The organism is Paenibacillus sp. 8b26 (genome assembly GCF_050626875.1).
Taxonomy (GTDB): domain Bacteria; phylum Bacillota; class Bacilli; order Paenibacillales; family Paenibacillaceae; genus Paenibacillus.
Genome location: NZ_CP192445.1, coordinates 2,996,707 through 3,021,451, shown reverse-complemented (window position 1 = coordinate 3,021,451; position 24,745 = coordinate 2,996,707). Strand labels below are relative to the sequence as shown.

Here is a 24,745-nt window from a genome sequence, read left to right as displayed (position 1 = left end):
CCGAAAACTGAATACTGGATTAATAAGAAAGTGATTATTCCCAATTGAAGAGTCTATTAGGGAATAGTCTCTTTTTTTCGACATTATTCGTGGTTTTGTGAGAATTTTGTGAGAACAGTTTGATAGAATGTATTGCAATGGGGGGAGGCAATATGGGGCGAGTGAATCAAGCGATACTGTTGGGAGTTTTGGCCAATCGAGCGTTGCAATCCCGATTTATAATCAGGACGAGCAGAAACACGTAAGTAGCGACAGTAGATAGCACTAGAGATATATAGAAGATTATGAAAACTATTAAATGTGGAAAGCGGGAGCATCCCCATTCCGCAATGATGACGGTATTGTTCAGCCGATACATGAATCAGGTGTTAGCAAACAGAGATCCTGCAACGGAAAGACCAGAAGGGGACGTTAGGCATATGGGAAAGTAGTCGGTCTCTGGTCCTCTTGGCGTTGCAGATCGCAGAAGAGTTGAGGCGATTGAAGACTCGTGTGAAGTTCATCATCAAGTATAACGAGAGGCGAGTGAAAGTAGCAGATGATTAGACGGTGTATTTCTTCGTTATTGGTATTATTTCTTATTGCAGGAGTGACCCCTGTACATGCAGCCGCTACTAACTTGGCGTTAAATAAAACTGCAACAGCTAGCAGTATATGGCCCGGTTCTCTTCCAAGTTATGCAGTCGACGGTAATCCACGTAGTGAGTGGGGACCTTCAACCGCAAGCGGTTCTCCTTGGCTTAAGGTTGACTTAGGCTCGGTAACACAATTTAATAGTTATATGGTACAGACATTGTCAGATCGGTACAACAGTGCGATCACATTAGAAACAAGCAATGATGATTCAACTTGGACTGTATTGGATACAGTATCTGGAAATACTAATGTGACTATCAATAAAACATTGCCTCGAGTTGTCAGTGCAAGATATGTGAAGGTTACGATTAATTCGTGGTCTTTTTATCCTGACATTACAGAATTCCAACTATACAATACCACGCTGGGGGCGCCAACCGACGTTGCAGCTACAGCAAGTGATGAGCAAGTAACGTTAAACTGGAGCAGCGGGTTGAATGCAACGAGCTATAAAGTGTATCAAGGAACATCGGCAGGTATATACGATGCAGCTCCGGTAGCGACAGTCAACGGCACAAATGCAACAGTAACAGGGCTGACCAATGGTACAACTTATTACTTTGCGGTTAAGTCTAATAACGAACACGGGGAAAGCTCTTTCTCGAATGAAGTGAGTGCAAAGCCACATATTAACCCGCCTGCGGCACCAACAGGACTCACAGCGACAGCAAGTAACGGACAAGTAGAGTTAAGCTGGAACAGTGTTGCCGGAGCTGTCACCTACGATGTTTACAAGGGAACAACATTGGGGTCCTACGAGTCAACCCCGGTTGCGACCGTGAGCGGGGCGACTTATAGCTACACGGAAACAGGTTTAACGAACGGTGTGACGTATTTTTTTGTAGTCAAGGCAAGCAACGCAGGAGGCAACAGCGACAGCTCCAATGAAGCGAGTGCAACGCCTCAAGTTCCAGTACCTGGAGTGCCGGTGCTGCTACCCGCCACATCGGGAGATTCGCGAGTAAGTCTTACTTGGAATCCGATGATCGATTCTACGGGGTACAAAATATTCAAAAGTACGACTTCTGGGGCTTATGGGTCAGAAGAAACCACGGTAAGTGGCTCGGTATACAGCTATGATGTAACAGGATTGGCGAATGGCACCACATACTATTTTGTCGTCCAAGCAACGAATCCAGCAGGAGAAAGCGCTGCTTCCAATGAAGTGAGCGAAACGCCCAAAACCGTTCCGTCATCGCCAACGGATGTAACTGTAACAGCAGGTGATAAACAAACAACCGTCAGCTTCAATACCCCTGTCGAAGATGGAGGAAGCCCAATAAAACGCTACGAGGTCACAGCCTCACCAGGGAATATCACCGCAATAGGGACGGCAAGCCCGATCACCGTAACGGGGCTGTCAAATGGCACCACGTATACGTTTACGGTGAAAGCTGAAAATGGTGCAGGTAGCAGTGCAGCTTCCGCTGTCTCCAAGGGAGTCACGCCAACAGCGCCATCCAGAAACAGAGATAAATCAGTAACGGATACATCATCTGGATATTCTACATCGACTATATCGTCAACACAGACCACGTCGCCTGCTCCGGCACCAACTCCTGAACCTGTGCAGCCTACTGTTGATGTATTCAAGAGCAGCATTGTTAATGTAGCAAGCTCAGTTAAGGCTATTGAGTCCAAGGTAGCGGAAGCAAAGCAAGCTAATGTCAAGATTGAACTAGCTGACATTAAAGGGCACTGGGCTGAAAAGGCGATCAATACGTTCGTGAAACTGCAGTTTATCAAAGGTTATGGGGATGGACAGTTCAAACCTAATGGCAATATTACACGTGCGGAGTTCGCAATGCTTGTCTCTCGCGTATTCGATATTAGCGGCGATGCTGACCATTCTGCTGCTATGAGCGATATCAGCAGTCACTGGGCTAAGGAAGCTATTGAGAAGCTCGCCAGCGCAGGGGTAATTGGTGGATATGGCGACGGAACCTTCAAACCGAACCAAACGATTAGCCGTGAAGAAATAGTTATCATCCTATCCCGTATTGTGAACTTGAGTAGTGTGAATAAAGATGATTCCAAAGGTAACTTTACAGATTTATCGAGTGCGAGTTCCTATGCAACGAACGCAATTAAGGATGTCGCAGAAGCAGGTATAATCACTGGCAAGAGCGATGGCGTATTTGATCCACAGGGCAATGCCACTCGCGCTGAGGCTCTAACAATTATTCTGAGTGCATTGAGCCTTCATCCACAAGTTAAGAATCTCGTGGGTTCCTTGGACTAATGTCTTACCTGATATAATTCATATGTAACAGCGGAGCTATATGACAAAGGTTATCCCGCAACAGTTGGAAAGGGCTGTTGCAGGATAACCTTTTGTTTTAGCTGCTGATATGATGTTGCCTATGATACCTCATAAATGGATCGGGGGTCCATACTACCTCCCTAAATAGGCTAAGTATTGCGGCGGTGGATTTTATCTCTGGAAGCAACCCAAGGGTTGATCATCTTTTCTTTTGAATAAGTATTGACACGGATAAAAAAATGTTATATCTTTATATCAAGATAAATAAATCAAAGATATAACCGATCAAAAAAATTGAATATGGAGGTATAAATATGATTACAATTTTAAAAAGAATTAATCAGCTTGCAAAAAAAGAAAAAGAAGTCGGGTTAACTGAAATTGAAAAAATTGAACAAACTGATCTTCGCAAAGAATACCTTCAAATATTTCGGGGTTCTATAAAAAGCATTCTCCTGAATGCTACTATTTATGATCCGCATGGAGACGATATTACTCCTGAAAAACTAAAAAAAGAACAGGCTCAAATAGTACAGCAATGAACTTAATTGTATCCAATATCTTTAATTGAATAATCTTAAAATAAATAATATGATATGGAGAGTGATTTTTATGTTGGCAAGTGGATTGTTACTGGTACGTTTGGTGGTTGGATTGTTGTTGGTCGGGCACGGAGCTCAGAAACTTTTTGGCTGGTTTGGCGGCTATGGTCCAAAAGGTACTGGCGGTTGGATGGAATCGGTCGGAATTAAACCGGGAGTATTCATGGCCGTGTCCGCTGGGTTGATGGAATTGCTGGGAGGAGTCCTATTTGCTTTGGGACTACTCACTCCATTGGCTGCATTGTTCATTACGCTGACTATGCTCGGAGCGATTTTCAAAGTACATGGCCAAAACGGAATTTGGGCAACAGCTAATGGCTATGAATATCCGCTAGTTCTGATTGCAGTCGTAGTCGGTATCGCGTTGACAGGGGCAGGCTCATATTCCATCGATGCAATACTTAAATAAAAGTTATGAACCTTTAGAACACAACATCCCCTATTCGTCCTATGTATCTCTAACTACTTAGACGAATAGGGGTAATTTTTTGTTGTATGGTTATTCCGCCGAAGGTTTCTTTTGTACGTCTCCACTCGCTTCTTTCTCAGTGAAAAAGTAAAGCAAAGCTAGCAACGGCAGCGCGACTCCAATGAGAGCACTGAAATTCCAACCTCCTTGCGCATAAGACCAACCGCCTAACGATGATCCAATGGCACCGCCTACGAAAAAAATAGACATGAAGAGTCCGTTCAGACGCCCCCTCGCTTCACTTCCCAAGGAGTAAATCACACGCTGCCCAAGTACAAGATTTCCCGATACGGCCATATCCAGTGTAATCGCTGAAACAAAGAGTAGTACGAGAGCTACGGTTGAATGGTTTTGAAAAAGATAGATTAGCAAAAAAGACAAGGCGGCAATGATCATGGCTAGCCCGGTTAAGAATTTGCTCCAGCCTTTATCAGCCAATCTCCCGGCTATTGGAGCTGCTACTGCGCCGCCCACGCCTACTAAAGCAAACAATGCAATACCTTGCTGGGACATTCCGAAATCATCTGCCAATCGTAGAGGAACAACAGTCCAAAATAGGCTAAAGGCTCCAAATAGACAGGCTTGATATAGGGCACGGCGGCGCAATACGGGCGTTTGTTTTAAAAGAGTGCCTAGAGAGAAAATTAATTTGCCGTAAGATACCGTAGGCGCTGGCTTACGTTCAGGAAGAGCTCGCGAGAGTAGAACCGTCAACAGCGTCACAACAATCGCTGACAAAATAAATATGGCTTGCCATCCCCAAATACTGGTTATAAAGCTTGCCACTGGTCGTGCGAACATAATGCCTAGCAACAGTCCACTCATTACATTCCCGACAACGCGGCCGCGCTGCTCTTCAGATGCTAAGTACGTGGCATATGGCACCAGTATTTGGGCTACCACCGATCCAATTCCAATGAACAGAGATGCGGTCAGGAACAACGGCGCATTGGGGGCGAATGCGGCTGCGAGCAATGCAACGACTGTAATGATTAGCGATACGACCATGAGGCGTCGATTTTCAATAATGTCACTGAGCGGTACGATAAACAGCAATCCCACGACATAACCGATTTGAGTTAAAGTAACAATGAATCCCGCTGCTGTGGAAGAAAGGCCCATAGCAACATGGATCGGCCCTACCAGGGTTTGAGCATAATAAAGATTGGCAACGATAAGGCCGCATGCGGCTGCCAACAGAAACATCATCCCATTTGAAATACGGTTACTTCCTATTGCTTGTTGTTCTCTTTGCATGATAATCCTCCTTATGATTGTTTGGTGATTGTGCAACAACTTCTTAATTCAATACTACCGGAAAATAAATACTGAACGTATAGTTCATTAATTCGATAATCAAATAATATACTGAACGTTTTGTTTTGTAAATAGGTAAATTCGTTTTATTTTTACTTGTCATTTGATATACTGAACGTACAGTTTATTTTTATAGTTATTTATACCTATCAGGAAGGTGGCATTCCAGTGCAGACTAAAAGAGGACGCCCGCGTAATGTCGAGACGCAAAAGTCTATCCTTAACGCTTCATATGATTTACTGTTGGAGCATGGCTTTGGAGCGGTTACGGTAGAAAAAATTGCTGAACGAGCTAAAGTTAGCAAAGCGACCATTTATAAATGGTGGCCTAACAAGGCTGCCGTGGTGATGGACGGCTTTCTGTCAGCTACCATAGCGAGATTGCCTGTGCCGGACACGGGTTGTGTATTAGATGATATTCTCATTCATGCCACGAATTTAGTACGGTTCTTAATAAGTCGAGAGGGTAAAATCATTACGGAGTTAATAGGTGAAGGGCAGCTTGATTCAGGATTATCGGAGGCATACCGGACCCGATATTTTCATCCTCGGCGGCTCGAGGCCAGGCTCCTTTTGGAGCGGGGGATGGAGCGCGGGGAATTGAAGAAAAATCTCGATATTGAATTAAGTATAGATCTCATTTACGGACCGATTTTTTATCGATTGCTGGTAACCGGTTATCCATTAGACGATTCCTATGTGCAACAATTAGTCATGAATGCGTTCGAAGGAATTCGCTCGGACTGAATCGCGGAGTCCTCTGGGCCGTGGTCATAGCATGCTGGAGAATGAAGAGATTGGGAAAATTGCTGCCGCCCATAGCAAAACCATTACACAAACGATTTTACGTTGGCATATCCAACTGGGCGCGATCCCAATCCCGAAGGCATCTTCTTTAAAGCACCAAACTGAGAATTTGGAGATTTTTGATTTTGAGTTGTCGGAAGAGGAAATGAATGTGATTTCGGCGTTCAGCAGTGAGGACGGATATGGGGGCAGGACCCCAAAACCTATGAAGAATTATAAAGCGGAAGGATAGACTCTTCTCCATTTGATGAACCCACTCAGCGAGTGGGCTTTTTATGTTTCATGAGTTAGATTGTAGATGGATTGTAGATCAAACACTCAAATGTCAGGGAAATGAACCCTTTTTCCCAGATTTGATGTATTATATGGTGGAATGTAATCTTTTCGAAGGGAGACCATGATGGGGATTCTGTCGAGATTTAGGGATATTATGAAAATGAATGTTAACGCCTTATTGGATAAGGTGGAGGATCCGGAGAAGACGATTGATGATTATATGCGGAACCTGAACATCGACCTGGGCAGGGTGAAGGCGGAGACAGCTTCAGTGTTGGCGGATGAGCGAAGAGCGAAAAGAGCTTTGGATGAATGCAGAGCCGAGATCAAAAAGCTTCGGAATTATGCTATGAAGGCAGTGGAAGCTGGCAATGACGAGAACGCTCGAAAGTTTCTGGAGAGAAAGGCAACGCAGGTGGAGAAACTGGAACAATTCGAAACCGCTTATGACTTGGCTTCCTCAAACGCCGAAAATATGAAACAAATGCAGAATAAACTGGCGTCCGATATGGACCAATTGGAAGCACGGCGCATCAAACTAAAAGGGAAAATGGCGGTTGCCAAAGTACAGCAATCATTGAACGCCATGGGCGGCCAGGATTCCGTATTCGAAGCTATGGAAGAGAAGGTTAACAGAGCATATGATGAAGCAATGGCTATAGCCGAGCTTAGAGCAGGGACGCAGGACGATCTGGATGATTTATTCGCACAAGTTGAGAAAAGCACGAACGCAGAGGACGAATTGGCTGCAATCAAAGAAAAATTGAAAGATCAGAAATAACAGTTCTTTATGATAGAGGTGAGCAGATGCCGGTTATCGAATATAAATGCCCAAACTGCGGCAGTGGCATGGTCTTTGACAGTGAAACAGGAATGTTATCCTGTCACAGTTGCGGAAGAAAGGACAATATCGAGTATTTTCCAGATCCTCTGACGAATCATGTTTTTCTAGAAGACGAGGCTCAGGAGTACCATTGTACCAGCTGCGGAGCAGTTATTATGACCGAAGTAGAGACAAGCGCGACAGTTTGCAGCTTTTGCGGATCAGCGGTTGTGCTTGGCGAACGACTGACAGGGGAGCTGGCCCCGGCGCAGGTCATTCCTTTTTCGATCAGTAAGGAAGAAGCTATGCAAGCTTTCCGAAAATGGTGCAAGAATGGCCGTCTGACGCCGAATCGATTCATGACAGCAGATCGAATCAAGGGAATCACCGGGATGTATGTGCCCTTCTGGTTATATGATCTACATAATAAAATTGAGGTACATGGTCAGGGTACCAAGGTAAGAACCTATACGAGCGGCGACTATGAGTATACGGAAACACAGCATTTTGATGTATACCGGAAAATCCGTCTGAATTATGTAAAGGTTCCGATTGATGCCGCGGAGAAAATGAATGACGAGCTGATGGATAAATTGGAGCCTTTTCCTTACGAACAGCTAAAAAGCTTTAAAACCCCGTATCTCGCCGGCTACATTGCGGAGAAATACAGTTATAACGACGAGGAGCTTTTCCCGCGAGTGAAAGAAAAAGTGAAGGAATATATTGATGCTTACATTCAGTCTGCGGTGTCAGAGTACACGGCCGTGAACTACACGGAAAAGCAAATTGATACTACATTAAAACAAGCAGATTATGTCCTGCTCCCGGTATGGGTAATACACTATGACTACAATAGATTGGAGCATACGTTTGCCATGAACGGTCAGACAGGTAAGGTAGTCGGCAAGCCTCCGATTAGCAAGGTCAAAGTGACTGCCTGGTTTGCAGGCATTTTCGGTGTCTCTTTCCTTTCATTGAAGCTAATCACTTGGATGATCATGGGGGGGATGTTTTAATGAAAAGGGTTGGACTGATCCTGGCATTCTTGTTTTTCTTCGCTGCTTTTCTAGCCGTTCCCATGGAAGTGAAGGGCGAAGCGGCTACAACGGAATGGAAGTCATTGATTTATGATGAAGCGGGTCTGCTTAATCAGACAGAGTATGATGAGCTGAACACGATGGCTAATCAATACGGGGCCGAAAGAGAAACGGACATTATTATTCTTACCTCCAACAATCCTGACAATATGGATGTTATGAAAATGACGCAGGACTTTTATGATGATCATGGACCTGGATATGACAGGTCTCATGGAAATGCGGTCATTTTAACGATGGATATGAGAAATAGAGAGATTTATTTGGCCGGATTTTACAAAGCGGAGCGGTATCTGGATGACGACAGACTGGATAAAATACGTGACGAGATTAGTCCGTATCTGACGAGCGGTAACTATGAGCTTGCATTCCAAAAATATATTTTAAGTGCACACAGGTATTTGGGAATCCGTCCAGGAGTGAACCCGGACAGTATATTTTATAGTATCGCGTTCCAATTGGTGGTTTCACTGGTATTGGCGGGGGTTATCGTGGGGAAGATGGTTTCCAATTCCGGTGGCCGAGTTACGGTAAATCGGCAGACCTACGAGGATGCGGGCAATTCAGGGATTCTGGAGCATCGGGACCAGTACCTTCACACCACGACAACGAAACGGAAGATTGAAAAGAGCAGCAGCAGTAGCGGCTCAAGCGGGGGCGGAACCACCAGTGGCGGTCATTCGCATAGCGGCAGCAGAGGTTCATTTTAACTGAGGGGATGGGAACGAATGTCGTTCTTTAGAAATCAATTTGCGAATGTTGTAGAGTGGGAAGAATTTAGAGATGATATGATTTTTTGGAAATGGAGCAATCGGGAGATCAAAAAAGGAAGCAAGTTAATGATCCGCTCCGGTCAAGACGCGATTTTCGTTAATAACGGCAAGATTGAAGGGATTTTCGAGAATGAAGGATCTTACAATATAGATTCTGAGATTATCCCGTTTCTGTCCACATTAAAAGGGTTTAAATTCGGCTTTAACAGTGGTATGAGGGTGGAAGTTTTATTCGTCAATACGAAGGAGTTTACCGTCAAATGGGGGACGCAAAATCCGGTTTTGATCCCGACTCCCCAGCTTCCGGGCGGTATGCCCATTCGTGCGAATGGCACGTTTAATTTTAAGGTGGACGATTATGTTACGCTCATAGATAAGGTTGCCGGGATGAAAGACAGTTATCTGGTGGAGGATGTTAAAATCCGGATTACTTCTGTGCTGGATCAGTTGTTAATGAAGTGGATCAGCAAAGAAGGGAAGGACATGTTTAATCTGCAAGCGAATGCTTCCGATATTTCCAAAGGCATTCAAGAAGATCTGGATATGCAAGTGATGGACAACGGGATGACGATTACAGGCTTTCATGTGATGAGCTTCAATTATCCTCAAGAAATTCAGGATATGATTACGAAGACAGCCTCTCATGAAATGATCGGTAATTTGCAAAAGTATCAACAGGTCACGATGACGGACGGTATTGCATCTGGCAACGTAAAAGGCGGCGGCGCTGCTTCGGACATGGCGAGTATGATGATGGGGATGAATATAGCAAATGAAATGATGAAAAATTTGAATCCCAACCAAAATCCTCCGGCCGAGCCTCAAGCTGAATCTGCTGCTGCTGCTCCTTCTCCTTCTGGAGACCATAAAAAGCCTAATTTCTGTCCTAACTGCGGTGTGAAAAACGAAGGAGCTAACTTCTGTCCGAATTGTGGTCAGAAACTCTGAACGTGTAACCCATGAGGTCGGTTTATTTACGAGCTGAAAATAAATTTGTTTAATACTGAATAAGTAGTTAGTCCCAAGGAGTGAATATTGACTAAATCTTTGGGGCAAAAAGTTGTTTCCAATAGAGAATTAAAGCAGTTCATCTAATTGAGCGAAAAATTTACCTTTACAAGGGATGGCCCATCTAAAAAACCGCTCATTGAGCGGTTTTTTTGTCACTATAAAGGATTGAAAAATGTGGGCAGGATAAGGTACTATAGTTATATAGTATATATTTATATTAATTAATTAGTTATTACATTAACAAAATATATGTATAGGAGCAACGAAGATGACCAAATTCCAAGATCAAATCATTGCGCGGTACAAGTTTGATGATGCTGGGAACGTCGGCAAAGATAGCTCAGGGCAAGGTAATGACGGGGTTGCTTCTGGCACAGTAGCACCAACAATCTCCAATGCCAGCGGCAGAATGGCTTTAACGCTTGAGGGAGGTTCTAATGGTACATCGTATATACAGCTTCCTTCCAATTTGCTTAAAGATGTAAGCGATAACACGGGTGTCACGGTGACTGCTTGGGTCAACTTCGGTAGATTCACGGATATGTGGGAACGTGTTTTTGACTTTGGCAAAGCCCATACAGGGCCTTATATGTTCATGACACGGAATCTGCGCGGGACTCTTTTCGCCGAGGCAGATCTGGCTGTAGATCCGGGGAGAGGTTTTGTCCGGGATGAGTGGATGCACATAGCCATGTCCGTGATCGGCACAAAAGGCGGCACATTAAGCAGTGCGGGTCCGGTTGTGTATGTGAACGGCGAAGTCGTAGCGGACGGCTCCATCAGCCAAACCTCCAGCGGCAGCTATGCCAAGCTGCGCAAATGGTTTGAAACGTTTACAGACTCGTCCAACTACAGCAACAATTTTATCGGTCGTTCCCAGCATGCAGCGGATGTGGATTTTTCCGGTTCCCTATCGGACTTCCGCATTTATAAAGCAGGCTTGTCAGCGGACGAAGTCATTGAGGTCATGTGCGAATCGTTGACGGACGAAGAGATTGTGAAGCTCGCCAAAGATAAATACTTGTCCTTCCCAACGACGATTGTAACCAAGGACTTGTCCCTGCCAACGGTCCTCATGGGCGGTAGAGTAGAAGTGACCTGGAAATCCAGCCACCCTGAGATACTCTCTGACAACGGTCAGGTCCAGACAATTACCTCTTCACAGGGGGTAACCGTGACAGCCTTCTTGACGAAGGGCCCAAGCTGTATTGAAAAAAGTTTTGAAGTATCCGTCCTGCCGGAACAGCTACCTCCTTACACTTTGACCATTCATGGAAATAGGGAAGTCATGGATATCAGCGAAGTGATGTACGGCTTGTTCTACGAAGATATCAATAACGCAGCGGATGGCGGAATTTATGCGGAGCTTGTTCAGAATCGTTCCTTCGAGTCCTTCGTGTTCGATACTTATTCCCATGCTTCCGGCGAATGCGGTTGCTCTACGGGGCGTAACCGTAACCCTTTGTTTGCCTGGTCCGGTGATACGGACAAGATGACTCCGCAAAACAGCGGCGGATTAAATGAATTTTTAGGTGCTAAAGACAAAGATGTGAACTCTTATTATGTGACGGTAGCGGATGGTGCGACTATTCGGAATAAGGGCTTTTCGGATTCTAACCAGAATTGTGCCATGTCTATCCAAGCAGGTGACAAGTATAATTTCACCATCTGGGCGAAGGCCGAATCGGCAGGCACAATCACGCTCCAACTGCAAGACGCGAATGAGAAGGGGATTAGTGATTCGGTAGCAGTACAGGTGGAAGGCGGCAACACGTGGAAAAAGTTCGGTATAGATTCCAAACTGGTGCTGACAGGATCGGCTACGGTTCTGGGGCAACTGGTGATGACGTTTGACGGTGAGATTTCGATAGATATGGTTTCCTTGTTTCCACGGGATGTGTGGGGTGCAGGGGAGGAAGCCCGATCCCCATCGGCACACGCCAACTTCCAAGGGAATCCCAACTATAGACTGAGAAAAGATCTGGTGAACGCGCTGGTCGATATGCATCCGAAGTTCCTGCGTTTTCCGGGCGGTTGTATCTCTGAGGGTTCGTTTATTTGGGAAAACGTATACGACTGGAAGGAATCTATTGGCGATATTGAGCTGCGCAAGGAAAATTTTAATGTATGGGGCTATATGATGACCATGGGCCTTGGTTATATGGAGTATTTCCAGTTGGCCGAAGACCTGAATGCAGCTCCGCTTCCCGTTATGGCCTGTGGCGTTCTCTGCCAAGCCCGTTCGGATTACGCTCATCCGGCTGGTGGCGCATTAAGAGAATACTATATCAAGAATTTTACGGACCTGATCGACTTTGCGATTAGTGTGGATTTTGAGAACAATGAATGGGCTGCCATGCGTAAAAAAATGGGCCATGAAGCTCCGTTCGATCTGCATTATTTGGGAGTAGGGAACGAAAACTGGGGTACAGAATTCTTTGCCAACTTTGAAGTGTTCAAAACGTCTATTGATGCGTATATGGAGGAAAACTATCCAGGCTATGAGTTGCATATCATCTCTACGGTTGGCGCTCAAGCAGACGACGATGCATATCAGCAGGGCTGGAAGTTCCTGAGCGGTAATCTATCGGGTTCGGCTAAGGTCGCTTTTGCAGACGGCACCCAAGTGACCGAGGAAACCGTGACATGGTATGAGAAGCAAGAAAACTACATGGACACCATTGCAGATGAGCACTACTACCGTTCCAACGAGTACCTGCTTAATAACGCAGACCGATATAACTATTACTATAGAGCGTATAATACAGACGGCAGCATAAACTGGAAGGAAACGTCCAAGGTGTTCGTGGGTGAGTATGCGTCTACGGATAAAAATACACTGGCAGGCGCAGTAGCAGAGGCAGCGGTGATGACGGGCTTTGAAAATAACGCCGATGTCGTTCTGTTAGCTGCCTATGCGCCCTTGTTCAACAAGGTGCTGACGGACGGAACCTACAGATGGACGCCGGATTGCATCTGGTTCGATGACGAAACCGTGTGGTTCACGCCGAACTACTATGTACAGCAAATGTATGCCAAATATTTGGGCAATAAAGTATTGGCGACCTCATTTTCCACTTACAAAAACGGCAAGTCGATAGACCTCATTCCTCAGGGTGGAATTGAGATTGCGACAGGCAACGCCGAGGTGATCGTTAAGCGTGTGACGGTCACGTCCAACAAGGACGGCTGCGTGCTGCTGGAACAGGATTTTACCCAGGAATGGAATCCGGCTTGGCAGGTCATTCCGGGTTCCGTGGGGTGTGCTGTGGAAGCAGGTAAGGGACTTGTCCTCCAAGCTCAAGACAGCGGTCTGAACGGTCTGTACATTTTGAACGACCAATGGACGAATTACAAGGTGGAGGTCGTCGCTTCCCGTGTTTCTGGCACGGACGGTTTTTATGTGGGCGCAGGTCTTACGGATATTTCCGCAGAGAAAAAGGACGTCTTGGAATATGCCATCGGCTATGGCGGCAAGGCAACGGGCGTGAAGGTTTACAAGCAAGGGGTGGAAGGCTACACCTTGGGCGACTATTCTTCCAGTACAGCGGCAGGCAACCTGAGAGCGGCCAGCTATGAAGAGCTTGCTGACAACACGGATTACACCATCACGGTGAATTACGGCGGTGAAACGGGCAACAGCCTGATCTGTTCTTACACCGACGGAGTGATAACCAGCAAAGTGCTGGACTACAAGCTGGAAGCTTACAACAGAGACGTGTTCAATTCGGTGACCAAAGATGCGGAGCATGTATATGTGAAGCTTGTGAATGCCGACAACGTGGATAAGGCAATGCAGTTGAACCTTCAGGAATTGAGTGTGGAGTCTATCGCCAAGCTGATTACACTAACCGGAGATACTTCGCTAGTTCATGTTCCTAACGTGAATAAGAAGAATGATGAGAAGGTAGTGCCTACCGAGCAGCAGGTTTCGCTCAGTAATAACGCGATCCTTCTGCAATTACCCGCTAATTCGGTGAATGTACTGATGCTGGATCTTAAAGCATAGGCAAACTGAGGCACGTAATCATGTGTAGAAAATTTGAAAAACCCGCTCACTGAGCGGGTTTTCCTTGGATGAAACTAGTGTTCGAGGGAAGTAGAGTATCAGGCTAATCCCAATAGGAATGAAAGCGGTAGCCTGGGGGAAAAAGACGCTATATCCAAATATCATTGGTTGCTGTTAACTTGGATTCAGTCCCGCCAGTGTTAACTACCCCTCTAGGCTCCACCAGCATGATATGGCATTCCTTTTCGGCGAAAGGCTTGTGCTCGACGCCCCTTGGGACAATAAACATCTCGCCCTGGGAAATTTTCACCTGACCATCGCGGAAATCAATGAACATCTCCCCTTCGATCACGATAAACACCTCGTCGGTATCTTGATGGTCGTGCCATACAAAATCCCCAACAATCTTGACGAGCTTAAATTGATAGTCATTCATTTCCCCAATAACTTTCGGAGACCAATGATCTTTGAACTTAGATAATTTATCATTCAGGTTAATAGCTTGGTAATGGATACTAATCCCTCCGATTCTTTTACCTCCATTATACCATTAACGAGGTTTAGGTATTATGAAGATAATACTCATCAGTCGGCATGGGTAACCTGACAATATTTTATTATAAAGTTAGGGTGTTGATGTTCTGTTAAAATAAAGTATTAGACTGGAGTCGTTGATTTAACACGGTTTTTGGATTAAAGAACCGTCAGCTTTTGATAAATAAGTTCTATACTGATCCATTAAAAGAAGCAGCGGCGGACCAAGACTTGATAAATAAAGTATTAGACTGCCGCTGTTCTCATTGAACTAACGTCTCCGTTAGTTCAATAAATTTGTTGTCTGTTTTTATTGAGTGTCTTCGTCGCTTTTGTACTCCAAAATATCACCTGGCTGACAACCCAAATTCTTACATATCGCTTCTAATGTTGAAAAACGAACCGCTTTTGCTTTCCCATTTTTCAGAATGGAAAGATTCGCCATAGTAATTCCAACCCTCTCCGCAAGCTCCGTTACGCTCATTTTTCGTTTTGCTAACATCACATCAATATTGATGATAATCGCCATGTTATTCACCTCAGATCGTTAAATCATTTTCTGATTTTATATTTATAGCTTCCTGTAAAAGTCTTTGGAGAACAGCAGCAAAAACGGCGATCACCATAGAAGCGAAAATAATGACCAATCCGGTGACTGTGATAACTGGAGGGTCAACTCTCCTCGCCATGAGATAGTAGAGTGGCATACCTAGCAGGTACAAGGTACTGATTGTGATGGCACAGTATTTTATATTCTTTAAAGCCTTTACAGATAATTCCGAGAACGCTTTGTTCTTATCAATATAGCTTAAAAGTTTAAAAGCTTGATACAGAGCAAAGTAAAAAGGTATCGCTGCCGCGTACATATCGATTAAAACGAGAGATTTCATATAAGCGATATCTGGATACAATTCTCCAGCAAAATTCCCGATCTTAGGCACTAAAAATATGCACAAAGCAAGAATTGGGATTCCAATAAGAATAACAGCCATCTTCAAAAAGAGTGTTGTTCTCCGTTTCATTAAGAGCACCTCGCTAATTTAATTGTAAAACGACTTTAACACATAATTTATTGTTTTACAATAAATTAATATCGTTTTTTATTATATTGTTATTGTTAATTGAATATCCTTTTTATTTTAAGCAAAAAAATAATAAGCATTTCTCATTACAAAGAAATGCTCTTACTTTAAAATGTTAAATTTACAACTTGTTCAACAAAACTGCCCGTTAGCTTAATGAAAAATAGAGCAGCTGCCGGATCGCAACTGCCCCTTGATTCATTGAACTAAAGTTCCTCGTTAGTTGAGTCCCTTTAATTTGGTTTTGCATTGATTTCCGTTAAAGTTCATGCATCACGAAGTCCCACCGAGTTAAGGCAGCTTGCTGCCGGCCGCGATGCGGTTAGTCGGTGCGGATGTGTCCCGGCAATTACTTCCTCGTTCCTTGTTTCCGGGACCGAGGATCGCCCAGACCCGGAACGTGAATGTGGTGCTTATATGATGCACCCGACTTCTTCGAGATACTTTCACACTGCTTTTCTGTTTCTATTTTTACTCTAGTAATGTATATTTCAGTTAAGTCTTCTTTTAAACGTCACTTATTTATTACCGAGTTGTTCCGCCAAACCGATTAGAAGTCCTTCATTTCCACGAATGTAGCAGAGCCGATACGAGTCCTCGTACTGAACCACTTCGCCAACGAGCTGAGCACCATACTTAGTGAGTCTGGATACCATTTCGTCAATGTCTTCAACGGTGAACATGACGCGTAGATAACCGAGGGCATTTACAGGAGCAGTTCGGTGATCTGATATAGTAGGTGGGGTGAGAAATCGCGAAAGTTCAAGTCGGCTGTGGCCATCTGGGGTAACCATCATAGCAATCTCTACACACTGTGAACCCAGCCCGGTTACGCGACCAGCCCATTCACCTTCGACAGTAGCTCGCCCTTCGAGCTTCAAGCCAATCTCCTCGAAGAAAGAGATTGCGTCATCAAGGGATTCTACAACGATGCCAACATTGTCCATTCTTAGTAATTTGTTTTTTGCCATAGTTTTATCTCCTTATGTGTACAATTTTATTGCCTGATCATCTTCATATTTATTCTATCAAGAATTACTAATTCCTTCCAAACGATTAACATCTGGTCACAGTTCATGATAACAAAGATAAGTCACAGTATAGTGAAATGTGAAATTTGGTTTTCGGATATGTCATATTAACTTTTATTCTACGAAATTCAATTCGTAATTACCGTAATAAGATCGTTTTACGTAATAAAATTACGTAGATACCCCTTTTCTAAACTCCTAATATTTTTATACTTTAACAATTCGGAGTTACGATATTATCTCCTGCTTATTATTTTTGATCATTGAACTAACCTGCCTGTTAGCTTAATGAAGCATCGTCAGTATAATACTATATTTTCTCAGTCTACAACTTTATTTGCCTAGTCTTACACTTTATTTTTCAGTCTAGAATTTTATTTTCTTCTGATAGTTGAGCGGATTTCCCTGACAGGCATTACTTCGTGTCTCTGTTCACCAATTCACGCGGGTTGATGCCATCGTCTATTGTTAGCGGGATGCGTGCACCCTTGGCGATCTGCTCCCAAGGCACCATTTTAAAATTCTGATTCAGCTTTTTGCCGTTTTGAAGATTTTCATCATCTTGTACAACGAAGATACCGTGCGGGAAGTTCTTGCCTAATCCATAGCCAAGAACATCAATACCGTCTGTAACAGAGGTACCGTCGACCGTAGGGCTGGCGTTGATCGTAAAGTTGCTAATATAAGCGTTGTCGCTTTGTCGTTCATAGATCGCATAGCTGCTGTTTCCTTGGCTGGAGGCGATGAGATACCCCTTGCCGTCTTTGCCGTAATACAATGTAAGTCCCTCTATATCATCCTGAAGTCTGCGCCCGTCTGCAACATCTACACGTCGTAGCGGCTCGGAGGAACCGTCTGGCTCGGCATCATATTTCCAAATGGCGTGATCCTCTTCGGCAATGTAAACCGTGCCATATTCATCATCAGCCACCATTCCTTCAGATTGCGTAGCAAGCTTGAACTGGCGGACCAGCTTACCAGCTATTTTGCCATTTCCGTTGTCCGTCAGCTCATATTGTTCAAATTCACCCTCTTTGCCCAAAACGAGTGCGTAAAACTTATCTGTCTTGAGGCTATGGTACAAGCTAAATCCGTACACTTCTTTCATAGATGATTTAATAGGCTGGTCAACCACGTTTGTTAACGTTCCTGATACTCCGTCAATGGCAAAGATATCAACGGTGTTGTTGGTGCGATTGGTTGCTCCTGCAATATCAATCTTTTTGCCGCCCAGTGTAAAACCGTAACGGATATCCACGTTGTTCATTTTGCCGACCTTATAGTTCTGTAATTGCTTGCCTTGCAGATCATAGACCAGAATCCCGCCGCCTTTATTGGTCGCTACAAGTCTGCTTTTCTCCGGGTCCGCCGGATTGAGCCAGATAGCAGGGTCGTCGGCCGCGTCATCTCCATCCTCCACTGCTTCTGTCTCAGCAGTAGGAGTAACCTTGTAGGTAGGAACTGCGTCTTTGGGATCAGTATATTTGCTGTTTTCTGTCTCAAGCGTGGCAAGCAGCTTTGCCGGAAGATATAAATTCCCGCTGACCATCTTGATTTCACGATCTGCTTCTCCGGTTTGGCCTGCCAGACGATAGGTCTTCTCACCGACGGTAAAGGTGCCGACAATGCCGTTTTTCAGCTTGACCGCAGCAGACTTGTCGTCACTGTCCCATGTAATGACCGCTCCCATTTTTTCCGCCTGTGTTCGCAGCGGTGCATACCCGGATGACTGAACGTCTGCCGCCTTGGTTATTTCAGCAGGTGATATCAAAGCCCCGGCCAAGACTGTCAACAGGGCTAGTTTGGTTGTCTTCATATGTATACCCCTTTTCACGATGTAAAATCTATAGCTGACTCAGTATAAAGGGGCAATATAACGGGAGTATGTTAAAAATGTAAAGGAGATGTAATGCCTGTACATTTTTCGATTCAATGAGCCGGCTTCCAATATTGTTGCCTATAGTTTTTCGGGGACATACCGAATTTTTGTTTAAAGCATTTGGAAAAATAGCTGGCTTGGGAGAACCCTGTTTCTTCCGTGATTTGTTGGACGGACCAGTCGGTTTGCAGCAGGAGACTGCGTCCTTGATCCAGACGGTAATCCATTAAATATTCAAGCGGCGTACGGTGGAAAGCGGTCTTCATGCATCTGGCGAGATAGTTTTGATGTACGTGAAAATGGGCCTCCAGGTCTTTGTTGGTGATCGCATTTTTGTAATTCTGTTTCAGGTAAATTTCGATCTGTTCCGCTAACTTAGAGGAGCTGTCTTTATTATTCTGATCATGCTCCAAACTTTGAAAAATATTCACAAACGTCTGTTGGGCCTCCCATAGTGCCAGCTTTCGAGGTTTTAAAGTAGAAGATAGCAAGTAGTCCAGCTTGGAAAATAGCTCATGTGGATTCACTACTTTTTGAATTTTGGGCAAATGAATGGTCGTATGTTCTGAATGAAAATGCAGCTCGGGAATGGGGGTGCTAGGTACAATAAGATCGGGCGAGGATTGTGCGCACCATGTGCTATTGGTTTGAAAGTGGAACCAGTAAAAGGAGGTTTGTTCTGTACATGCCTCAATGGGAAAATGGTGTTTATCCGGCTCAAGAATGAGAGCGTAATTTTCAGTTACCTTCCACGCTTCATCCTCCTCGCCTATGTGCAACAGACCTTCCTTGACAATAATAACGTCAAAATAGCCCAGATTATAACGATTCGGGTGCCAATCCCCTTTTTGGTATGTAGTAATATTCCCCTCAATGAAATAAGGTAGTGGAGGGACGAGAAAGGACAAAAAGTCGGTTTTGCTCATGGAAGCCAGCTCCTTTATGTGTGTGAAATCGTATAACTTTTAGTTAAAGATTGCGATTTTTTTTATAAATTCAGGTTGATAAAATAAGGACTGTAGCAAGGGAAGCACAGGTTAGCTTGGCCGGGTATTTATCTTTACTTTATCCTTATTTTTTCAAAAATGAAAGCGTTCTATTTTCGGGAAGGGATGTTTATCCAATGAAAACAGCAAAGCCAGTAAAACATGTCGTCGTTGAGGATTCATTTTGGAAAAAGTATAAGCAGGTTGTGGCGGAAGAGGTCATTCCTTATCAGTGGAAAGCATTAAATGATGAATTACCAGATACAGAACCCAGTCATGCGATTGAAAACTTTAAAATTGCGGCTGGTGAATCCAGCGGGGAGTATTATGGAACCGTTTTCCAAGATAGTGATATTGCCAAATGGCTGGAAACGGTGGCGTTTAGTTTAAGGGATCATCCGAACCCTGAACTTGAAGAACGGGCGGATGAAGTGATTGCGCTGCTAGGAAGAGCTCAAGCTGAAGATGGATATTTGAATACGTATTATTTGCTGAAAGAGCCCAACAATCGTTGGACCAACTTACGCGATAACCATGAGCTATATTGTGCGGGACATTTTATAGAAGCGGCGGTCGCCTATTACGAAACGACAGGCAAAACGAAGTTTCTTCACATTATGGAGAAATACGTGGACCTGATCCAGCAGATTTTTGGTACGGAAGAGGGCAAACGAAAAGGCTACCCTGGGCATGAAGAAATCGAGCTGGCTTTGATCAAATTATATGATGTGACTGAAAATGATAAGTATTTAAAATTAGCACAATATTTTATCGAACAGCGTGGGCAGCACCCGATTTATTTTGAAGAGGAACGAGAGAACAGAAAACAAATTCAAACAGAGCCCACCTGGAATGATGATAACAATATTAATTTTGGCTTAGGCTTTGAATACCAGCAGGCACACAAGCCTGTTCGGAAACAAACAGAGGCCGTCGGTCATGCCGTAAGAGCGGTGTATCTGTATATTGCAATGGCAGATTTGGCTGCGAAAACAGGAGATGCCTCCCTTTTAAAAGCCTGTGAAACCCTGTGGGACGATGTTACGAACCGAAAAATGTACATTACCGCCGGCATAGGCTCTTCTGTAAATGCAGAAGCGTTCACTTGCAATCATGATCTCCCGAATGACAGCATGTACTGCGAAACCTGTGCCTCTGTAGGGCTGGCTTTTTGGGCCAATCGTATGCTGCGCTTAGCGCCAGACCGGAAATATGCCGATGTGCTGGAACGTGCGCTGTACAATGGAACGATTAGTGGGATGGATCTGGATGGAAAACGATTTTTCTACGTAAACCCACTGGAAGTAAATCCTTTTCAAAAATCCAGAAAAGATCAGGAGCACGTAAAAACAGAACGGCAAAAATGGTTCTTCTGTGCGTGCTGTCCACCCAATTTAGCGCGCATGATCGCTTCGGTCGAAGATAATATGTATACCCAAACCGAGGATACTCTGTATACGCACCTGTATATTGCAAGCAAGGTAAACATGGTTTTATCTGGTCAAAAGGTGGAAATTACACAAACTCATCATTATCCATGGGATGCGGACCTGACCTTTTCGATTCATGCAGCAGAGCCGACTTCCTTTACATGGGGACTTCGGATTCCGGGGTGGTGCAAGCAGGCAGAGGTGAAGGTGAATGGAGAAACCATTTCATTACACCATCTGGAAAAAGGCTATGTAGAAATTCAACGCACCTGGAATGACGGTGATGTGGTAACTCTGCATTTGGCTATGCCCGTTGAACGGATTCGGAGCAATCCTCTTGTCTCCATGAATCAGCAGCAAGTTGCTCTCCAACGCGGCCCAATCGTGTTTTGTCTGGAAGAAGTGGATAACGGGGAGAACCTGGCGGGATTAAGATTGCCCAAGGACAGTCTCATTACCGAAGAGTTTAGCGAAAACCTGCTTGGTGGCATTGTAAAGCTGACCACGGAGGGGTATCGGGTGAAAGGTTCACCGACATTATATAGCTCGGAGCCCCCTGAATTGGTTTCTCAACAAATCACAGCTATTCCTTACTACGCCTGGTGCAATCGGGATAAAGGAGAAATGCGTGTGTGGGTTTATGAATCATAATTCATTCGTATGGGGAGAGAAGAGATCATGAGCACGAGAATTGTGAGTACGGAACCACCCGAGAAAGCAGACAGTACCGTTCCTTTTCATCGTAAAATCAGTTATTCATTAACAGATACGGCGGGCAACCTTTTATACTGTGTCATTTCCAGCTATCTATTATATTTTTATACCGATGTGTTCGGTCTTTCTATTGGGATTGCCGGGACGTTACTATTTATCACCCGCTTCATTGATGCCATTGATGCCCCGATTTGGGGCATCCTGATTGACCGAACCAAGTCAAAATATGGGCAGAGTAGACCTTATTTTCTATGGTTATGTATCCCGTTTGCGGTGTTCATGTTTCTTACGTTCACAACACCCAACTGGAGTGAGTCCGGAAAAATTGCGTATGCTGCGATCACTTATATCATAGCCGGTATCCTGTATACAGGAATCAGTACGCCAATTACGTCCATTCTGCCTAACCTGAGTACCAACTCTAACGAGCGCGTCGTATTGAACTCCTTCCGTATGGTCGGGGGGAATGTGGGCTTCTTCATAGCTACGACGTTTACATTGCCTCTGGTTGCCTTCTTTGGACAGGGGAATGATCAAAAAGGTTTTTCCTTAACGCTCGTTTTATTTGGAATCATGGCTATTATCATGTTTTTGATAGCATTTGCTGATTTGCGAGAAAATGCAGGGGTTAAAACCAAGTCGATTCCCATTGCCAAGAGCTTTACAGCTATCAAACGAAACTGGCCCTGGATGCTCGTCGTAGCTGCTAACCTGTGCTATTGGATTGGCTTGAATATCCGTTCAGCCACGCTTATCTTTTATCTGCAATACAATCTGGACAGCAAAGACCTGGTCCCTTTAATCAACGGACTGACCTCATTACAATTGATCTCGATGGTTCTCATTCCGTTTTTCGCCAGAAAATTAAGTAAAAATAGTATCATGATTATTGGATTGATTTTGGCTGCACTGGGTCAGGTCGTGATTTTAATGGGCAGTACAGACTTAACCCTCATTATTATCGGTTGGATTATTGGTGCGTTAGGATCAGGCTTTGCATGTTCTATGCCGTTTGCGATGTTATCAGATACAGTCGATTACGGGGAATGGAAAAATGGTATTCGGGCAAGTGGATTCCTGACCTCCATTGGAAGCGCATTCTGTATTAAAGCAGGTAGCGGAATCGGCGGATTATTGCCAGCATGGATCATGGGCAGCACCGGTTACATCGCTGGGAAAGTTCAAACCCCTACTGCGTTGTCTGGAATTCAGTTCAGCTTTATCTGGCTACCGTTTATCATCTTCCTGATCGGCATCATTCCTATGTTTTTGTATAAAAAATTCGAAAAGAATGAAGTATCCATTCAACAGGATTTAATTGCGAGAAGGTAATTGTAATTCGTTTAACAAGGATTTAATCATATCGTAAAACATTAATGCTACTTCAAAACCTGTTCACTGAGCTGAGCAGGTTTTTATGTTTTTTTCTATTCAAATGTGAGTAAAACCATTGACAGGATTTTCTTTTGGAGTGATACTTCTATGTAGAGAAAAGTGTACAGAATCAAGAACTAGATACATCTAGCCTTGCAACTTTATACATTTTTTCGCCATGGAAGCTCTTCTGTTGAAGGGTTTTTTTCAATTTGATAAAAAGAATGTGATGATATGAGTCAACTGAGTGTAAGAGTGAGAACACATGGCTTTCTGAATAAGCATTTTTCGGGAGCATCTATTGATTATCGACAGATTATTGCTCTGTTTATCCCGCTTCTGATTGATCAGGCTTTTATCGTGGGTCTTAATTTGGTGAATACGGCAATGATCAGTTCATCGGGTATGGCGGCGGTCAGCGCGGTGAATATGATTGATTCCCTGAATATTTTCTTGATTAATGTATTTGTCGCTGTGTCTACCGGGGGGACGGTTGTCGTGGCACAGTATAAGGGGAGCGGTAACGACCTTATGGTCTCTAAAGCCGCATCCGGCACCATTTCCTCCGTTTCCTTGCTGGCCTTGGCTATCAGTCTGTTTATGATCGTGTTGTACAATCCGATCTTAAGTGTTCTGTTTGGTTCCGCCTCGGCTGATGTATTAGCTAACGGTAAGGTGTATCTGCTGGGAAGCTGTATGTCTTTCGTGGGGATTGCGATCGTTGAGGCGGTGTGTGGAGCGCTGAGGGGGATCGGGAAGACGAGGGCATCGCTGGCTCTTTCTCTCATCATGAACCTCTCGTACGTGTTTCTAAATGTAGTATTCATTAATGTATTGGATATGGGTGTGCTGGGCATGACGATTGCCGTAAACGTGTCCAGATATGCAGGGGCAGTCTGTGCGTTGATCTATTTGGTCAGGGTAGATGACGACTTGCGTGTTCAGCTTAGAGATATGCTTTATTTTAATCTAGCCATGCTTAAAAAGATTCTGTTCATCGGACTTCCATTTGCAGCAGAGCAGATGTTTTTCAATGGGGGTAAAATTTTAACCCAAATTTTCATTGTGAGCCTGGGGACCAATGCGTTGGCGACGAATGCCATTTGCTCATCACTGGCTAACGTGTTCCAAATTCCTGCGAATGCCTTGGCTCTTACGATTGTGACTGTAGTCGGTCAATGTATGGGTCGTCGAAATGTCGAGGATGCCAGAAAGTTTACCAAATCATTTATTTGGCTATCGTCTTCTTCTTTTATTGTAATGGGACTAATCCTGATGCCTTTGTTCAAGCCAATGGTGGGTCTGTTTCATCCTCCTGCTGAAATCGTAGATGACATTTTCATTGTCATACTGATTAATACGTTGGCCCAGATTCCGCTCTGGTCCATTGCCTTTATTACACCCTCTGCGCTTAGGGCAGCAGGTGATTCGAAATTTACGTCCCTCACCTCGATGCTGTCCATGTGGTTGTGCAGGGTGGTGCTTGGGTATATTTTGGGCATTGTGTTCAATCTGGGGATTGTTGGTGTCTGGCTGGCTATGGATATTGAATGGGGCGTGCGGGGGGGCGTTTTCCTTTGGCGCTTCCGTGGCAACAAATGGGTCCAGCATCGTTTGATCGACTGAATAGGT

General features: G+C 44.4%; 19 protein-coding genes and 1 pseudogene. 13 read left to right on the top strand and 7 right to left on the bottom strand.

The features are described 5' to 3' along the window. Positions 1-538: 538 nt before the first annotated feature. The 3 genes from ACQ4MX_RS13865 to ACQ4MX_RS13855 all read left to right on the top strand — a co-directional run bounded on the left by ACQ4MX_RS13865 (position 539) and on the right by ACQ4MX_RS13855 (position 3,910). Complete coding sequence (locus ACQ4MX_RS13865; protein ID WP_431091182.1) at positions 539-2,878, top strand: S-layer homology domain-containing protein; 2,340 nt, start codon at positions 539-541, stop codon at positions 2,876-2,878. Between the two features lie 335 nt (positions 2,879-3,213). Beyond that, positions 3,214-3,441 carry a DUF896 domain-containing protein gene (locus ACQ4MX_RS13860; protein ID WP_134911621.1) on the top strand — a complete coding sequence of 76 codons (228 nt, stop codon included), beginning with the start codon at positions 3,214-3,216 and terminating at the stop codon, positions 3,439-3,441. A gap of 70 nt (positions 3,442-3,511) precedes the next feature. Continuing rightward, positions 3,512-3,910, top strand: a complete 399-nt coding sequence (locus ACQ4MX_RS13855; protein WP_431091181.1) for a DoxX family protein — start codon at positions 3,512-3,514, stop codon at positions 3,908-3,910. A 90-nt stretch (positions 3,911-4,000) separates the two neighbouring features. Here ACQ4MX_RS13855 and ACQ4MX_RS13850 read toward each other — a convergent pair whose 3' ends face one another. Further along, a complete protein-coding gene (locus ACQ4MX_RS13850) occupies positions 4,001-5,227 on the bottom strand; it encodes an MFS transporter (protein ID WP_431091179.1) in 1,227 nt (408 codons plus the stop codon). A 228-nt stretch (positions 5,228-5,455) separates the two neighbouring features. On the opposite strand from ACQ4MX_RS13850, the gene ACQ4MX_RS13845 reads away from it, so the two are divergent. From ACQ4MX_RS13845 to ACQ4MX_RS13815, 7 genes and pseudogenes are all read left to right on the top strand, one after another. Continuing rightward, entirely contained in the window at positions 5,456-6,034 is a 579-nt protein-coding gene (locus ACQ4MX_RS13845; protein WP_431091177.1) for a TetR/AcrR family transcriptional regulator, read from the top strand. Continuing rightward, positions 6,030-6,313, top strand: a pseudogene (locus ACQ4MX_RS13840) (aldo/keto reductase); the annotation flags it as partial. The gene ACQ4MX_RS13845 and the pseudogene ACQ4MX_RS13840, both read left to right, overlap by 5 nt. 181 nt (positions 6,314-6,494) lie before the next feature. Further along, positions 6,495-7,151 (top strand): PspA/IM30 family protein, encoded by a 657-nt coding sequence (locus ACQ4MX_RS13835; RefSeq protein WP_431091331.1) that lies wholly within the window; start codon positions 6,495-6,497, stop codon positions 7,149-7,151. Between the two features lie 26 nt (positions 7,152-7,177). After that, positions 7,178-8,209, top strand: coding sequence for a TFIIB-type zinc ribbon-containing protein (locus ACQ4MX_RS13830; protein WP_431091176.1), 1,032 nt, complete (start codon positions 7,178-7,180; stop codon positions 8,207-8,209). Further along, positions 8,209-9,000 carry a TPM domain-containing protein gene (locus tag ACQ4MX_RS13825; protein ID WP_431091174.1) on the top strand — a complete coding sequence of 264 codons (792 nt, stop codon included), beginning with the start codon at positions 8,209-8,211 and terminating at the stop codon, positions 8,998-9,000. The genes ACQ4MX_RS13830 and ACQ4MX_RS13825 overlap by 1 nt, the downstream gene beginning before the upstream one ends. Positions 9,001-9,018: 18 nt before the next feature. Continuing rightward, positions 9,019-10,011: an SPFH domain-containing protein gene (locus ACQ4MX_RS13820; RefSeq protein WP_431091172.1), complete on the top strand. Its 993-nt coding sequence runs from the start codon at positions 9,019-9,021 to the stop codon at positions 10,009-10,011. Between the two features lie 331 nt (positions 10,012-10,342). Continuing rightward, the gene (locus ACQ4MX_RS13815) at positions 10,343-14,083 is read left to right on the top strand and encodes an alpha-L-arabinofuranosidase C-terminal domain-containing protein (protein ID WP_431091171.1); all 3,741 of its coding nucleotides are present in this window, start codon (positions 10,343-10,345) and stop codon (positions 14,081-14,083) included. A 148-nt stretch (positions 14,084-14,231) separates the two neighbouring features. Here the strand turns inward: ACQ4MX_RS13815 and ACQ4MX_RS13810 are convergent, their stop codons facing one another. From ACQ4MX_RS13810 to ACQ4MX_RS13785, 6 genes are all read right to left on the bottom strand, one after another. Further along, positions 14,232-14,597, bottom strand: a complete 366-nt coding sequence (locus ACQ4MX_RS13810; protein ID WP_431091330.1) for a cupin domain-containing protein — start codon at positions 14,595-14,597, stop codon at positions 14,232-14,234. A gap of 330 nt (positions 14,598-14,927) precedes the next feature. Further along, positions 14,928-15,146 carry a helix-turn-helix domain-containing protein gene (locus tag ACQ4MX_RS13805; protein ID WP_431091170.1) on the bottom strand — a complete coding sequence of 73 codons (219 nt, stop codon included), beginning with the start codon at positions 15,144-15,146 and terminating at the stop codon, positions 14,928-14,930. 10 nt (positions 15,147-15,156) lie between these two features. Continuing rightward, positions 15,157-15,639, bottom strand: coding sequence for a DUF2975 domain-containing protein (locus tag ACQ4MX_RS13800; protein ID WP_192512734.1), 483 nt, complete (start codon positions 15,637-15,639; stop codon positions 15,157-15,159). A gap of 578 nt (positions 15,640-16,217) precedes the next feature. Further along, a complete protein-coding gene (locus ACQ4MX_RS13795) occupies positions 16,218-16,670 on the bottom strand; it encodes a VOC family protein (RefSeq protein ID WP_047679368.1) in 453 nt (150 codons plus the stop codon). 475 nt (positions 16,671-17,145) lie between these two features. Continuing rightward, the gene (locus ACQ4MX_RS13790) at positions 17,146-18,546 is read right to left on the bottom strand and encodes a phytase (protein WP_431091169.1); all 1,401 of its coding nucleotides are present in this window, start codon (positions 18,544-18,546) and stop codon (positions 17,146-17,148) included. A gap of 113 nt (positions 18,547-18,659) precedes the next feature. Beyond that, the gene (locus ACQ4MX_RS13785; RefSeq protein WP_134911611.1) at positions 18,660-19,535 is read right to left on the bottom strand and encodes a helix-turn-helix transcriptional regulator; all 876 of its coding nucleotides are present in this window, start codon (positions 19,533-19,535) and stop codon (positions 18,660-18,662) included. A 197-nt stretch (positions 19,536-19,732) separates the two neighbouring features. Here ACQ4MX_RS13785 and ACQ4MX_RS13780 point away from each other — a divergent pair, with 197 nt between their 5' ends. The 3 genes from ACQ4MX_RS13780 to ACQ4MX_RS13770 all read left to right on the top strand — a co-directional run bounded on the left by ACQ4MX_RS13780 (position 19,733) and on the right by ACQ4MX_RS13770 (position 24,739). Further along, positions 19,733-21,676 carry a glycoside hydrolase family 127 protein gene (locus tag ACQ4MX_RS13780; RefSeq protein ID WP_431091168.1) on the top strand — a complete coding sequence of 648 codons (1,944 nt, stop codon included), beginning with the start codon at positions 19,733-19,735 and terminating at the stop codon, positions 21,674-21,676. A gap of 27 nt (positions 21,677-21,703) precedes the next feature. Continuing rightward, positions 21,704-23,071, top strand: coding sequence for a glycoside-pentoside-hexuronide (GPH):cation symporter (locus ACQ4MX_RS13775; RefSeq protein ID WP_431091167.1), 1,368 nt, complete (start codon positions 21,704-21,706; stop codon positions 23,069-23,071). Between the two features lie 276 nt (positions 23,072-23,347). Beyond that, positions 23,348-24,739, top strand: coding sequence for an MATE family efflux transporter (locus ACQ4MX_RS13770; RefSeq protein ID WP_431091166.1), 1,392 nt, complete (start codon positions 23,348-23,350; stop codon positions 24,737-24,739). Positions 24,740-24,745 lie beyond the last annotated feature (6 nt).

Bases quoted from the DNA above. Each gene is read 5' to 3' on its own strand.
- ACQ4MX_RS13775 (WP_431091167.1), top strand. From the start codon at position 21,704: ATGAGCACGAGAATTGTGAGTACGGAACCACCCGAGAAAGCAGACAGT.
- ACQ4MX_RS13785 (WP_134911611.1), bottom strand. From the start codon at position 19,535: ATGAGCAAAACCGACTTTTTGTCCTTTCTCGTCCCTCCACTACCTTAT.
- ACQ4MX_RS13830 (WP_431091176.1), top strand. From the start codon at position 7,178: ATGCCGGTTATCGAATATAAATGCCCAAACTGCGGCAGTGGCATGGTC.
- ACQ4MX_RS13820 (WP_431091172.1), top strand. From the start codon at position 9,019: ATGTCGTTCTTTAGAAATCAATTTGCGAATGTTGTAGAGTGGGAAGAA.
- ACQ4MX_RS13835 (WP_431091331.1), top strand. From the start codon at position 6,495: ATGGGGATTCTGTCGAGATTTAGGGATATTATGAAAATGAATGTTAAC.
- ACQ4MX_RS13825 (WP_431091174.1), top strand. From the start codon at position 8,209: ATGAAAAGGGTTGGACTGATCCTGGCATTCTTGTTTTTCTTCGCTGCT.
- ACQ4MX_RS13815 (WP_431091171.1), top strand. From the start codon at position 10,343: ATGACCAAATTCCAAGATCAAATCATTGCGCGGTACAAGTTTGATGAT.
- ACQ4MX_RS13805 (WP_431091170.1), bottom strand. From the start codon at position 15,146: ATGGCGATTATCATCAATATTGATGTGATGTTAGCAAAACGAAAAATG.
- ACQ4MX_RS13800 (WP_192512734.1), bottom strand. From the start codon at position 15,639: ATGAAACGGAGAACAACACTCTTTTTGAAGATGGCTGTTATTCTTATT.
- ACQ4MX_RS13850 (WP_431091179.1), bottom strand. From the start codon at position 5,227: ATGCAAAGAGAACAACAAGCAATAGGAAGTAACCGTATTTCAAATGGG.
- ACQ4MX_RS13780 (WP_431091168.1), top strand. From the start codon at position 19,733: ATGAAAACAGCAAAGCCAGTAAAACATGTCGTCGTTGAGGATTCATTT.
- ACQ4MX_RS13855 (WP_431091181.1), top strand. From the start codon at position 3,512: ATGTTGGCAAGTGGATTGTTACTGGTACGTTTGGTGGTTGGATTGTTG.
- ACQ4MX_RS13865 (WP_431091182.1), top strand. From the start codon at position 539: ATGATTAGACGGTGTATTTCTTCGTTATTGGTATTATTTCTTATTGCA.
- ACQ4MX_RS13795 (WP_047679368.1), bottom strand. From the start codon at position 16,670: ATGGCAAAAAACAAATTACTAAGAATGGACAATGTTGGCATCGTTGTA.
- ACQ4MX_RS13860 (WP_134911621.1), top strand. From the start codon at position 3,214: ATGATTACAATTTTAAAAAGAATTAATCAGCTTGCAAAAAAAGAAAAA.
- ACQ4MX_RS13770 (WP_431091166.1), top strand. From the start codon at position 23,348: ATGAGTCAACTGAGTGTAAGAGTGAGAACACATGGCTTTCTGAATAAG.
- ACQ4MX_RS13790 (WP_431091169.1), bottom strand. From the start codon at position 18,546: ATGAAGACAACCAAACTAGCCCTGTTGACAGTCTTGGCCGGGGCTTTG.